The sequence below is a fragment of the Niallia laureatilytica genome (genome assembly GCF_046613985.1).
In the GTDB taxonomy this organism is placed as follows: domain Bacteria; phylum Bacillota; class Bacilli; order Bacillales; family Cytobacillaceae; genus Niallia.
Window position 1 is genome coordinate 1 of sequence record NZ_JBKKHP010000016.1, and the last position, 12,718, is coordinate 12,718.

Annotated in this window: 14 protein-coding genes and 1 pseudogene; 7 read left to right on the top strand and 8 right to left on the bottom strand. The window is 37.0% G+C overall.

The window, feature by feature from the left end; genetic code table 11:
* Positions 1-223 precede the first annotated feature (223 nt).
* A complete protein-coding gene (locus tag ACLIJJ_RS24220; RefSeq protein ID WP_233318738.1) occupies positions 224-457 on the bottom strand; it encodes a hypothetical protein in 234 nt (77 codons plus the stop codon).
* Between the two features lie 219 nt (positions 458-676).
* Between ACLIJJ_RS24220 and pdaB the strand changes: the two genes are divergently transcribed.
* Together pdaB and gerD are read left to right on the top strand one after the other, a co-directional pair.
* Positions 677-1,426: a polysaccharide deacetylase family sporulation protein PdaB gene (pdaB, locus tag ACLIJJ_RS24225; RefSeq protein ID WP_233318736.1), complete on the top strand. Its 750-nt coding sequence runs from the start codon at positions 677-679 to the stop codon at positions 1,424-1,426.
* A 168-nt stretch (positions 1,427-1,594) separates the two neighbouring features.
* Positions 1,595-2,167 (top strand): spore germination lipoprotein GerD, encoded by a 573-nt coding sequence (gene gerD, locus ACLIJJ_RS24230; RefSeq protein WP_233318734.1) that lies wholly within the window; start codon positions 1,595-1,597, stop codon positions 2,165-2,167.
* A gap of 48 nt (positions 2,168-2,215) precedes the next feature.
* Here the strand turns inward: gerD and ACLIJJ_RS24235 are convergent, their stop codons facing one another.
* From ACLIJJ_RS24235 to ACLIJJ_RS24245, 3 genes are all read right to left on the bottom strand, one after another.
* The gene (locus ACLIJJ_RS24235; RefSeq protein WP_233318745.1) at positions 2,216-3,256 is read right to left on the bottom strand and encodes an Mrp/NBP35 family ATP-binding protein; all 1,041 of its coding nucleotides are present in this window, start codon (positions 3,254-3,256) and stop codon (positions 2,216-2,218) included.
* A gap of 123 nt (positions 3,257-3,379) precedes the next feature.
* A complete protein-coding gene (cwlD, locus tag ACLIJJ_RS24240) occupies positions 3,380-4,096 on the bottom strand; it encodes an N-acetylmuramoyl-L-alanine amidase CwlD (protein ID WP_233318732.1) in 717 nt (238 codons plus the stop codon).
* A gap of 109 nt (positions 4,097-4,205) precedes the next feature.
* Positions 4,206-4,646, bottom strand: a complete 441-nt coding sequence (locus ACLIJJ_RS24245) for a DUF2521 family protein (protein WP_233318730.1) — start codon at positions 4,644-4,646, stop codon at positions 4,206-4,208.
* Positions 4,647-4,826: 180 nt separating this feature from the next.
* Here ACLIJJ_RS24245 and ACLIJJ_RS24250 point away from each other — a divergent pair, with 180 nt between their 5' ends.
* Positions 4,827-5,078, top strand: coding sequence for a sigma-G-dependent sporulation-specific acid-soluble spore protein CsgA (locus ACLIJJ_RS24250; protein ID WP_233318728.1), 252 nt, complete (start codon positions 4,827-4,829; stop codon positions 5,076-5,078).
* Between the two features lie 58 nt (positions 5,079-5,136).
* Here ACLIJJ_RS24250 and ACLIJJ_RS24255 read toward each other — a convergent pair whose 3' ends face one another.
* The 3 genes from ACLIJJ_RS24255 to ACLIJJ_RS24265 form a co-directional block, all read right to left on the bottom strand.
* Complete coding sequence (locus ACLIJJ_RS24255) at positions 5,137-5,907, bottom strand: TraR/DksA C4-type zinc finger protein (protein ID WP_233318726.1); 771 nt, start codon at positions 5,905-5,907, stop codon at positions 5,137-5,139.
* Between the two features lie 121 nt (positions 5,908-6,028).
* Positions 6,029-7,504 carry a PH domain-containing protein gene (locus ACLIJJ_RS24260; RefSeq protein WP_411411836.1) on the bottom strand — a complete coding sequence of 492 codons (1,476 nt, stop codon included), beginning with the start codon at positions 7,502-7,504 and terminating at the stop codon, positions 6,029-6,031.
* Entirely contained in the window at positions 7,501-7,995 is a 495-nt protein-coding gene (locus ACLIJJ_RS24265; RefSeq protein WP_233318723.1) for a PH domain-containing protein, read from the bottom strand. Before ACLIJJ_RS24265 ends, ACLIJJ_RS24260 begins: the two co-directional genes overlap by 4 nt.
* A 327-nt stretch (positions 7,996-8,322) precedes the next feature.
* Between ACLIJJ_RS24265 and ACLIJJ_RS24270 the strand changes: the two genes are divergently transcribed.
* From ACLIJJ_RS24270 to ACLIJJ_RS26950, 4 genes and pseudogenes are all read left to right on the top strand, one after another.
* Complete coding sequence (locus tag ACLIJJ_RS24270) at positions 8,323-10,851, top strand: LamG-like jellyroll fold domain-containing protein (RefSeq protein WP_411411837.1); 2,529 nt, start codon at positions 8,323-8,325, stop codon at positions 10,849-10,851.
* A gap of 366 nt (positions 10,852-11,217) precedes the next feature.
* Positions 11,218-11,478: a WXG100 family type VII secretion target gene (locus ACLIJJ_RS24275; protein WP_311315989.1), complete on the top strand. Its 261-nt coding sequence runs from the start codon at positions 11,218-11,220 to the stop codon at positions 11,476-11,478.
* Positions 11,479-11,546: 68 nt separating this feature from the next.
* Complete coding sequence (locus tag ACLIJJ_RS24280; protein ID WP_233318719.1) at positions 11,547-11,726, top strand: hypothetical protein; 180 nt, start codon at positions 11,547-11,549, stop codon at positions 11,724-11,726.
* A 61-nt stretch (positions 11,727-11,787) separates the two neighbouring features.
* Positions 11,788-11,919, top strand: a pseudogene (locus ACLIJJ_RS26950) (DUF5381 family protein); the annotation flags it as partial.
* 396 nt (positions 11,920-12,315) lie between these two features.
* Here the strand turns inward: ACLIJJ_RS26950 and rpsI are convergent.
* Complete coding sequence (gene rpsI, locus ACLIJJ_RS24285; RefSeq protein ID WP_150911003.1) at positions 12,316-12,708, bottom strand: 30S ribosomal protein S9; 393 nt, start codon at positions 12,706-12,708, stop codon at positions 12,316-12,318.
* Between the last annotated feature and the right edge of the window lie 10 nt (positions 12,709-12,718).

The following is a 12,718-nucleotide window of genomic DNA, read 5'->3' on the forward strand; positions in this document are numbered from 1 at the left end:
TTTTATAACGCAAGTTATAAAAACGATTATTGTTGACGTTTTGTTTGTTCAGTTTTCAAAGAGCAATTTCATGCCGCTCTCTCAAGCGACTTTATCAATTTAACATAACCAAAACTCATTGTCAAATATTTTTTAACTTTTTTATTTTGGTGTTTTTTGTCGAAGTGACGTTTATTAATATAGCAAGTTATCTAAACTTCGTCAACAACTATTTAGAAGTTTTTTATATTTTTTCATCCAGGTACTTATTATCCTTAATGATATAATTCATACACTCTTTTGGAGAAGCAACTCTTTTGAACAATGAAAAAAGGTCTTTATACCTTTCTACCATTGATTTCTTGACAACAATATCAATTCTTTCATCACCTAGATCCAACAATATTTCGTCTAATTCCCGTTTAATCAAATACTCTATTTCCTTCACTTCTCTTTGCGTTAATAGTAGTCCTACCATATGGCTCCTCCTTGATGTACTTGTGTGAAATTTTATTATTCCTATATACAGCCTCTGCAATCTAGGAGAGATGATATCCATCATCAACAAATATAATGGCACTTTGTCTCAGTATTATTGCCATCTTATATTTTTTTATGAATAAACTTTTTTTGTTATTTTCATTTCTTTCTCTGCATAGGATGAACCAAGCAGTAAATTGGACGAGGTGAGCTTAGTATGAATAACTTTTATGTACTTAATGGCAAAAGGTTGAAGCAGTTAACATTAATCGTTGTCGTATCTTTCTTTACCGCTTGGTTCTTGTATATGGAAAACATTGTACAAGTCCCTGTCTTTTCATCAAAGGATGGACCTAAAGCAGTTTATAAAGGAGAAAAGGGTATTGCATTGACATTCAACATCGGATGGGGCGATGAAAAAGCTGAGCCGATATTGGATATATTAAAAAAAGAGAAAGTGACCGCTACCTTTTTTCTCGCTGGTTCTTGGGCTGAAAGACATCCTGACCTCATCGCAAGAATCGTTAAGGAAGGCCATGAAATTGGTATCCTCGGCTATGACTATGTTGATTATTCCGATGTAAAAGAAGAAAAGATTAATCAAGATGTTTCAAAAGCAAAAACAGCATTTGAAAAACTGAAAGTGGAGAATATCTCCTTATTCAGAGCACCAACAGGGCATTTTGACCAAAAGGCTTTAACCATCACAAACAGGTACAACTACACACTTGTTCATTGGAGTGTTGATTCTAAAGATTGGACAAATCCAGGAACCGAACAAATTGTTAAAAACGTTGCTCCGGCAAAAAAAGGAGATATTGTATTGCTTCATGCATCAGATTCAGCTAAGCAGACAGCTAACGCACTGCCAGCGATAATCGACAATCTCAAAGACAAAAACTTGAAGTTCGTTTCTGTAACAGAAATGCTTTCAAACGCTGACTCAAGTTCAAAAGAAGTGAATTAATTCCCATAACATAAAGGTCCTTGATGATTTATTTCATTAAGGGCCTTTATCATTATCCCCTATTCCCGGCAAAACATATCCTGCAAACTTGAAATCGAAAGGAATAATAAATAAAAAACAAAGCATCCTAATGAACAGGGATATTTCCTTTTGAAAGGAGCAGCTGCAATGTTCAAAAAATACAGCATCGTCCTGCTTTTATCTCTTTCCATTTTAAGCGGATGTTCAGCCGGCGAGTCTGCGCAACAGATGGACTATGACCAAACCAAAAAAATGGTAGTAGATATACTAAAAACCGATGACGGAAAAAAAGCAATACGTGATGTTATTGGGGATGAAGAAATTAAGGAAAATCTCGTAATGAATGAAGAGGCTGTAACAAAGACCATTGAATCTACTTTAGTTTCTGATAAAGCAGCTAAGTTTTGGACAGAGAAATTTAAAGATCCGGAATTTGCAGAAACAATGGCAAAAAGCCTGAAAACAGAGAATGAGAAATTACTCAAAGACTTGATGAAGGATCCAGATTATCGAAAGATGATGGTCGAACTACTGCAAGACCCGGCAATTGAATCAGACTTGAAAAATGTGTTAAAAAGCACAGAATATCGAGAACATCTAATGCAGGTTATGCAGGAATCAATGGATACACCTGAATTCAAGAAAAAGTTTCAGGAAATGCTCGACAAAGCAGCTAAAGAGGCAGCCTCTAACTTTAATACTAAGTCCTTTAAAATCTAGTCAAAATAAGAAAGCAGGGAATCCCCTGCTTTCTTTTATTTAGGCTTCTTATTTTCCTACCTTTTGAATGACCTTCTCTGCAATCTTTATATAGATATCGCCTATTACATGTTCCTGCCCATAAACAGAAGGGGCAAAATCATTTTTATCCCAATCAGGCTGACCTAACGGAAGCTGTCCCAACATGGAGGTTTGCAAATCCTCTGCCAACTTCTTGCCCCCGCCTTGTCCAAACACATATTCCTTTTCTCCTGTTAATTTACTCTCAAAGTAGGACATATTTTCAATAACACCTAATATCTCATGTTCCGTTTTTATTGCCATTGCTCCCGCTCTAGCTGCTACAAATGCTGCAGTAGGATGTGGAGTTGTTACAATTATTTCTTTGCTAGAAGGTAGCATCGTATGTACATCTAAAGCTATATCACCTGTTCCAGGTGGCAAGTCTAGAATGAGATAATCTAAATCTCCCCACTCCACTTCTTGCAAAAAGCTTGTCAGCATTTTCCCGAGCATAGGACCTCTCCAAATGATTGGGGCATTATCCTCAACAAAGAAACCCATAGAAATGACCTGTACTCCTAAACGCTCTACAGGTATAATTCGATCATTTACCACTTCCGGTCTCTTCGTTATTCCCATCATATCAGGAACACTAAATCCATATATATCTGCATCTAGAAGCCCAACCTTTTTTCCAAGCCTTGCCATAGAAACAGCCAAGTTGACAGAAACAGTTGATTTACCAACCCCTCCCTTTCCGCTGGCCACAGCAATATATGTAGGGGAATTCTTATTTTCCATCTCAGCATGTTCTGCTTGTATCTCCCGGACTAGGGCACTTGAAAGTTCAGTGAATCGCATACCAACAGTCTGCACCCCATTTTGTTTAAGTATGCTGACAACTTCCTGCTGCAATTCCATTTGTGCAGGAGATCCCATTTCCGCAACTGCTAACTTAATGCTGACATGTGACTTTTCTGCATCCCATTTTAAATCCTTTATGGAATTCAATTCTAACAATGTCTTATGTAAAAAAGGATCTGTTATCTGTTCTATCATGCGTTCAATCGCTTCTGCGTTTAAAATGACAATCCCCTCCTCTTTTTAGTAAGTATAACATAGAAAATGATAACCTTTACATATTTCAGATTCTCCCTTTATATTTCCCAGGAATTACGGGAGAAAAGAATAAGGAGAATCAGCCTATAGCTATTCCCCTTTAATTGCATCCTCGTTAGAAAAATATCGATTAACACCTTTATAGATGGATGCAGCTATTTTATTTTGGTACTCCTTATCCATTAAGTTCTTTTTCTCTGCAGGATTGGATAGAAAACCAATTTCCACTAAAGCACCTGGCTTTTTGGCATACTTTAAAATATAAACACTGTTTAGTGGCTTTGCTTTTCTTGTTGTGTTTTCCAGGTTATCAATCAGCTCATCTTGAATAAACTTTGCGGCAATCTCATTATCCTCCAGCTGTGGGGAAAAGAAGGTTTGTGCTCCGCTCCATTTAGAGGACGGAATGGCATTCAGATGTATACTTAAAAACAAATCAGCATCTGAGGAATTAATCATATTGAGCCTTTCCTTCAGGTCTGCTACCTTCCGATTGCGATATCCCTTTACATCATCCCCTGCTAAATCCTTATCTTCCTCTCTAGTCATTATAACTAGCGCGCCTTGTTCTTGAAGATAATCGCGGATTTTTAAGGATACATCCAAAGCAACATCTTTCTCTAACACTTCCTCATCACCCGCTCCACCATCTGGGCCACCATGACCAGGATCAATGACAATAATTTTCCCGGTTAAAGGCAAATTCCAAGCGTCCCATGAATCATCATCAGAAAAGTCAAATTGCAAGATGAAAAAAAGAAGGATGAGTCCCACTGCAAATATACTGATTTTAAGTTTTTTATTCACTGTCCTAGTCAATCCCTCCTGCTGCTCGTCCTTATTCTAAATATATGGGACAAGGAGGCAATTTAGAACAAACCAGAAAAAAATCAAGCGGTGTGCGCACCGCCTGATTTTAATGAAGTCTAAGTTTTTTTCTTTTAATTGCTTTATTAAAACCCTCTAACCACCATGCATTTACGAATTGTTCACAAAGATAGTATAGCGATTCATTTTTACTGCTTTCTTCACTTCCCCAGTAGAGGAGAAAATGAAATAATGTATCCTTTAAATGTTTATCTTCTTCTAAGCATCTATTTTTAATAGTGGGGATATCTTCACCCCATGCGCTGAACTTGCTAAAGTTTGCCCCTAACAAAAATGCTTCAATAGCTACATCATAACAAGCCTCTTCCATACCTTCGTTCATAATAACGCTTGATGTCAATTGAGATGAGCCAAAATAACGAGCAACCTTTTCTTTTAAATCCTTTACAGAAAGCTCTTTAAGAACAGATCTTTCATATTTTATTTGTTTTTCTCTTTTTTTTAAATCGAAGTTCATAATAACTGTCACTGATTTCACCTCTTGAAAATAGTTTTTAACTAATCGAGAGGAGCAATTCAAGGATAAGGCTAATTTCCATATCCAAATAATATGGATGTTTCTATATATGGAAAAATGTAAGACGGATAATAAAAATCAAGAGAATAACCCATAATAATATAGAAAAAATGATAAGTATGAGGTGCTTAAATGAATCAGTCATTAGCCTATGTAAGAGAAGTTTTATCTCTGTATACAGACCGTTCAGATACTGGAAAAAGCATTTACAGCAAAATGATGAAGGGTCATTATAAATCAGAAGAAGCATTTGTCCGCGAATTATCCGAAGAAGAAAGTAGCTTCTTAAATCAAGTATTAGAAGAGGAAATACAGCATGCTAAAAACGAGCAAGACTCCAAAAGGGCTCACCACCTAAACGACATATATGAACTGTTGTTTTAAACAAAAAGGTCAGGCTGCGCACTAGATATAAATCTAGATGTGTGCCTGACCTTTCTTATTAGCGTTCTCTGCCATCCTCATCTTCAACATAAGGATCATGCTCATATGCAGGCAAATCTCCGAAGCTCGTCATGATTCCTTCTTCATCTAAGCTCTGCTCATATCTTTTATGCTGCTGATTAGGATATACCGTGATATTTTTTCCCTCTATATCAACACCTACAAAATTTTCATACTCCTCTACGTACCCAACATTTTCATAAGAATCAATGGAGAGATCATTATAATGATCAAATACAGGATGAACAAAGTCAGATGGAGTCTCTGACGTACCAAAGCTCTCAACATCCTGCCAGGAATCCTCCGCATCATATGCAACTGTTTCATCCTGTTCATCCATGTCAAACTTTCCAAATGGAGGCATAAGCACACCTTCCTCTACCGGCCGCTCGTGTGAAACAACTTGGTCCGGGGTATGCTCAATGCAATATCTTGCTGTTGGAAGAGCTTCAAGTCTTTCAAGAGGAATTTCCTTTCCACATTCTTCACATTTTCCATATGTTCCATTTTCAATTGCCTTTAACGCATTTACAACACCAGCATATTCAAATCTATAATGCTCATTTAAGGCAATATCCTTTTCTCTTTCATATAACTCGGTGCCCTCATCTCCTGGGTGATTATCATAACTCGATAATTCCCCAACCGAATCATGTGCATGACTGCGGATTAAACCTAAGTGATCATTTATATCATATCTTTCTTCTATGTCTTGTTTTTCATTTTCTAACAGTGATTGGAATTCATTAAGTTGTTGTTTAGTCAGCATGAGATTTTTCCTTTCATTAAATCTTTTGCCTTATTAGTATGAACGAAAAAAACAAGAACATTGAAGGAAATATGTACTTGTATACACTTCATTGATTGGGGAACGATAGGAAAAGATGTCACTACTGCTTATCAATGCGAATTTCCTTTGTCCGCATCCTATACCAATAATAAAAGCCAGCAGCTGCTTCATACGGAATATCCGATATTTCAGTATGTACAATTGGCTTTGAACGGTTGACAATATCAATTGTCGCTAAACCAAATCGCTTTTGCCAACGGGACTGTCCTACTTCAATCTCGATTACTTTATTTCTTTTTGTGAGAAATAAGGACGTTTGGAAGCTGCCTGTTTTAATCTGGATATATTCATCCTTTACTATATAGCGGCTGTTCACGAAGTCCAGAGTTCGTAATAGATAAACAAACAGCAATACGGCAAACGATGCATACCATAAACCTGGTTTAAAAATACATAGAGCAATTAATGATATAATCCATAAATAGCTCGGTCTTAACAACCTTGCTGCTAGCGCGTTCTTCGGCAGGCTAGTCATTTTTGAATGAATTTTGTACTCAGGCAATAATTCATGAACAATTTCATATGCTTTCTCTATCGGCAAAAACGGATAAAGAGAGTTTGTCTTTAAATCTTCTTCCCCTGTCTCCCCTGCACTGACTAACTTGACCTCTGCAAGTTTCAGGATTCTTTTCAAAGGCGATTGGATCACTTCAATTGCTTGCACCTTCTCTTTTAAGATAGAAAATGCAACCTCATCCACAAGTCCTTTTCTAATATAAATTCTATTGCTGTCAGATAATATTTGGTATTTTCCATATCTCCAGTACGTGGAGATTACACCATAAGCAACTGCAGCTATTGTAAAAAGAAACAGCAGTATAGCGATCATCCACCAGTATCTCATAATGCTGCTAAACCAATCCCCCATTTTATTTGTAACAGGGAAAACATCTTCTACATTGGAATAGATAGAAAAAACAACAGGAATTAGTGCAAAAAAACTAAATGATGTAAAGGATGCCTTTAAGACATCTTTTTTTGACGCTATAAAGTGAATCTGTCTGTCATTTGTTTTCTCCACCGTATATTCTATGTTATCCTCAGCCGCTTCATCAGGTACATCCATATACTCAGTTGAAGCTATAGTCTCCAGCCAATCTGCTTCCTTTCGAGAGACAGCAGGCAGTGCAATCGAACCATTATCCCCTGACTCACCAGTTTCCATAGTAATGGAAGAGATATTAAATAACTTATGGATAACAGTAGTGCGTCTTTGAATATTTTGTATCTTATTTAAGTAAATAACCCGCTCTGATTTTTTTATGACACCCGATATAATATGAATAGCTTCATCTTTCACTGTATAACGGTAGAAGCACCAATCAAAGATTATATAAACAATGGCAATAAGTATAAATACTGCAAATAAATACTGTAAAGCTATCCAAACCTTATTGTCTGTGCCAAAATGGATGACATAAAGAAAGAAAATAAATATTATATTGGTTTTAACCAATGTAATGAGGTCCAGCAGCATTTTTACCGGATGCAGCCTTACTGTTCTCCCTTCCATCATTCCACTTCCTTTATTTTTGCATAATGTGCTATCTGATCCCTTAGTTCTCGTGCTTCTTCTTGCGGTATAGCTGGTATTTTATGACTGCTGCCCATTGTGCCGACAGAGATGGAATACAGCTCGTATTTTCTTAATAATGGCCCTTGAATAAGTTCAACAGATTGTACCTTTGTCATCGGAATGAGTTGATGCTGTTTATTCCAGATACCTGATTTCAATTGAATGAACTCTTCATCCACATCATAACGCCAATATTTTTGCTTTAATGACGGTTCAAGAATAATCCCCCAAATTGCGGATAATACTGTTAGCCCAAGAAGCCCAATTATTATCCAGCCTATCCAGTACTTCCAATCAAAATAAACATCTAAATAATATACTATGCCAAGTACAACTAGAATTCCCCCATTTAGGAGAGCTTCCGATATCCGCCACACTTTCATTGCCTTTTCAGAAATACATCTATTCGGTTCCTCAATTTTTGTATACATTCTTCATTCACCTCCAAGCCTTGTAATTGTTATACGGGTGAAAAGCCAGATTAGTTTCTACTATTTCCAAAAAACGTTATTATTTAAGTATTTTTATTCAAAGAAATTAGTAGTTAAAAATAGGCCAATAGGTTCTGTTTTCCTAATTTTGTTAACGTATGATAGATTATGAAAGCGTTTCAAAAATTAAGAGAAAAGGAGTTGATAAAGCCGATAATCACTTAGTTCACCACAACGGAGCTCCTCCCTCATACATAACATCGCCTCTTAGAATGGAGTTGTCCTTTGGCAAGTAATTTTCCATTTCAAAATGAAGGAGATCTGTCAATGAAAACAAATCATATGCGGGTTTTGCTGTCCGCCATTCTAGCTTTTGTATTGATGATTCCCAGCGCTGCCTTTGCAGAAAAAGATAAACAAAAATCCCCTTCTAGCACAAATCCTAGTTTTCAAAATGTATCTGTTCATGATCCATCTATTATCAAGGATGGTGACACATACTATGTATTTGGTTCTCATATTGAAGCAGCCAAGTCAAACGATTTAATAAATTGGGAGACATTCACAAATGGGTATACAACACCTAATAACAAGCTGTATGGAGATTTATCCAAAAATTTAGCCGGATCATTCAAATGGGCTGGCGAAAATGACTCCGACAGCAAAGGAGGTTTTGCTGTTTGGGCTCCGGATGTTTTCTGGAACGAAAATTATGTTAATAAGGATGGTAGCAAAGGTGCTTACATGATTTACTACAGTGCTTCCTCCACATATATACGCTCAGCGATCGGTTATGCAGTTTCTCAAAATATTGAAGGTCCATTTGAATATGTCGACACCATTGTGTATTCAGGTTTCACAAAACAAAGTGCAAAAGATGCTAACAGCAATGTTGATAAAAAATGGGTAAATACAAATATCAGTAACTTAATAAGCTCTAAAGAATTAACAAATGAAAACGACAGCTGGTTTAATGCTGACGGCTCCTATAACAATAATCTTTATCCTAATGCGATTGATGCTAATGTGTTCACAGCTGCTGACGGCAAGTTGTGGATGACATATGGTTCTTGGTCTGGCGGAATTTATCTGTTGGAAATTGATAAGAAAACTGGAAAACCAATTTATCCTGGCAAAGACGGAAAAACAAAGGACGGCAGAATGATTGACCGCTACTTCGGCACAAAAATCGCCGGAGGCTATTACAAATCTGGAGAAGGTCCGTATGTGGTTTATGATAAAAATACGAAATATTATTATCTGTATGTGACATATGGCTGGTTAGGTGCTGATGGAGGTTATAATATGAGGCTGTTCCGTTCCAAATCACCTGATGGTCCTTATGTAGATGCAAGTGGTCAATCTGCAGTGCTACCTGGGAATGTTGACAATTCTCCATACGGAAATAAGGTAATGGGAAATTTCCTGTTTGAACGAAGAATTGGCGATCCAGGAACTGGTATCGGAGTCGGCTATGTATCTCCTGGGCATAACTCAGCTTTCATCGATTCTAAAACTGGGCAGCATTTCTTAGTATTCCATTCCCGCTTCCCTGAAACAGGTGAAATGCATGAAGTACGTGTCCATCAAATGTTCATGAACAGTGAAGGCTGGCCTGTTGCAGCACCATACCGCTACAGCGGGGAAAAGTTAGAAAAAGTGAATAGACAAAATCTTATAGGCCAATATCAGTTCATTAATCATGGAAAAGCTTATTCAGGCGATATTACAGAATCAGTTTATATTGAACTGAATAAAAACGGTAAAATAACAGGAGATGCGACAGGTACTTGGAAAAAAACAAGTCATAACGAAGCAGAAATAAAAATCGATGGCAGTACCTATAACGGTGTGTTTGTCCGCCAATGGGATGAAACGTCCAAAAGCTATGTGATGGCATTTACAGCAATGTCAAACGAAGGAGTTACAATCTGGGGCAGCAAAATGGAAGATAAGTCAGACAAGGAAATAGTCCAGGATGTAAAAACCGACCTAAACCTTGGTGATACAGCTAACGTAGTTTCAAATATATCCTTGCCGACTGAGGGAACCCGTCATACAACAATTACTTGGAAAACCTCTGATTCAAATCTCATATCAGCAACAGGTGCAGTAACACGTCCAGAGGCTGGTGCTGCCAGTAAAGAAGCAACGCTAACCGCAACTATTACAAAAGGCAAGTCCACGACTACTAAAACCTTCGTCATTACTGTTTTGCCATATAAGGAAAATGGCTTGGCAGCCCAATACTCATTCGAAGGTGATTTAAGTGACAGCAATGCACAATTCGGCAGCGGTACAGTGACAGGAAATAGAATTGATAATAATGGTGGAACAATCTCCTATACAGATGGAGTAAACGGAGGAAAAGCAGCAAAATTTGACGGAGCTTCAGGCATCCGCTTGCCAAACGGATTAATATCTAGTGATAGCTATAGTGTTTCTCTCTGGATTAAACCAGAACAGCTGACGCAATACACTACTACTTTCTTCGGTGCAAGAGACAGTAACAACTGGATAAGTCTGCTTCCATATGGCACAGGAAATGGAAGCACAGAAGTATGGTCAGGCAGCTCTACATGGTATGATGCATCTGTCGGCAGCCAAATAAAAACGGGTGAGTGGACACATCTTGCTTTTACAGTTGATAAGGATGCGATCTCCGTGTACGTAAACGGAAATGAAAAATATAAAGGCACAGGATTCCCAAACATATTCACAACGGCTAGCACAAGCTTTAGTTTAGGCGTGAACTGGTGGGACCCACCATTTAAAGGTAGCATGGATGAATTGAAGATTTATGATGGCTCACTTACAGCTGATGAAATAAGCAACCTTGCTCAAAGGAACGAATAAGTGATGGAAAGGCCCGTAAAAAGAACGGGTCTTTCTTCTCTGTTTATCTTCCCCATCCCCTCTTTTTATACTTCTAGATTCATTCTTTTAGCAATTCACACCATAAATAAAATAAAGTTCCCAAAGGCAAATGTTTGAGAGCAAGAAATCACTTATAAGGACTGAGGTACGTCCCCCACTATAAAAAAGCAAATATCAATTGCACAAGGTATGAAGGTTACGTTTCCTATATTCATTTCTAATTACACCACTCGTGATGACTTATGGAAGTTATGTGGAAATCATAGTAATATTTACTTAGCCATTATTTTAATCTAAAAGGCCAATGAATAGAAAAGCAAGTATAAAACGAACGGAAGTTTATGAATTCGGAGAGTCCGTGCATTAGCAAAGGTTTTCCATGAATCTTCTGAAACATTAAAATTAGATGAATTGAAATTAATGCAGAGTGTACATGAAAATACAGATCCTTGGACAGGGGAAGCTCGAAGAAAATTTACTTCAATGCTTGATGAGACAGCTACATTATTTCAAAGACTTTCAGACAATTTATTTCAAATCAGTCGAGAATTAGAAAGCTCTGCAAATAATGTTGAAAGAGTTAGAGAAGAGACTGAAAGACAATGACAGTTAGATCGTCTTGCTTGTATTAACGATGAGTAGCAGTAAATTAAATGAATATATAGAGGTGCCATATGAAATCAAAAAATAGAGATCAAAAAAGTTTAGAAAAGGAAGGCTGGATCCTCCCTGATAAAAATAAGAAAAATAAAGATGGTAGTTTGCTCCCCGGTTGTAGTGATATCTTTATTTTGTTCATTCAATTTGGTTTTTTGGCACATCAAACGACCAGTCTTTTTAAGAAGATATTATAAAAAACAACATCATCATTTTCTTTATTTAAGTTAACAGTTTTACAAATTTGACTTAGATTATCAGGTTGTGATTGATCAATATATTTATCCTTATATGACAGATGATGCGAAAACTATGTGGAATCAAAAAGTTAATTTGGACAAACTGTTGAAAATAGCCAAATACGTGCGACAAAAACAAAATATTGATTAACGGTCAATAGTTTAATTACAAAGGATAACCCTGAAGATATATCTTCAGGGTTATCCTTTGTTCAAGAAACAGCAGCTATAAAATAAATGCGCTTATTAAGAAATGCTAATTATCTTAATAATTTTTTCCATTCAGCTTATTTTAATCAGTCCTCGATTTAGAATATCCCGCCAAAAGCTTCTATAAACCAATTGAAGAAGTTTAACCTATATTATTATATAACGTTACTAACTTTTAAAGGCCCCCTGCATCATAAATTAAAAGATATTTAAGCTCTAGAATGATTAGATGTGAAGATTTATATTTAGGAGTTAACATAGGCCGCCGTCAGAGATAATTTTCAGACATAAAAAAGACCCTTTCCACAAAAGTGGAAAGGGTCTTTGAAACGCAAAATTAACGTTTTGAGAACTGAGGTGCACGACGAGCGCCTTTAAGACCGTATTTTTTACGTTCTTTCATACGAGCGTCACGAGTTAGCAATCCAGCACGTTTAAGTGTTGGACGGTATTCAGGATCTGCTTGTAGTAAAGCACGAGCGATACCATGACGGATAGCTCCAGCTTGACCAGTGTAACCTCCACCGCTAACGTTTACTAGGATATTGTAGCTTCCAGTAGTTTCAGTAGCTACTAATGGTTGTTTTACAACTTCACGCAAAGCTGCAAATGGAATATAGTTTTCAATTTCACGACCATTGATGATGATTTGACCGTCGCCTGGTACTAAACGTACACGTGCAACGGAACTTTTACGACGACCAGTACCGATATATTGAACCTGTGCCATTTTTTTTACC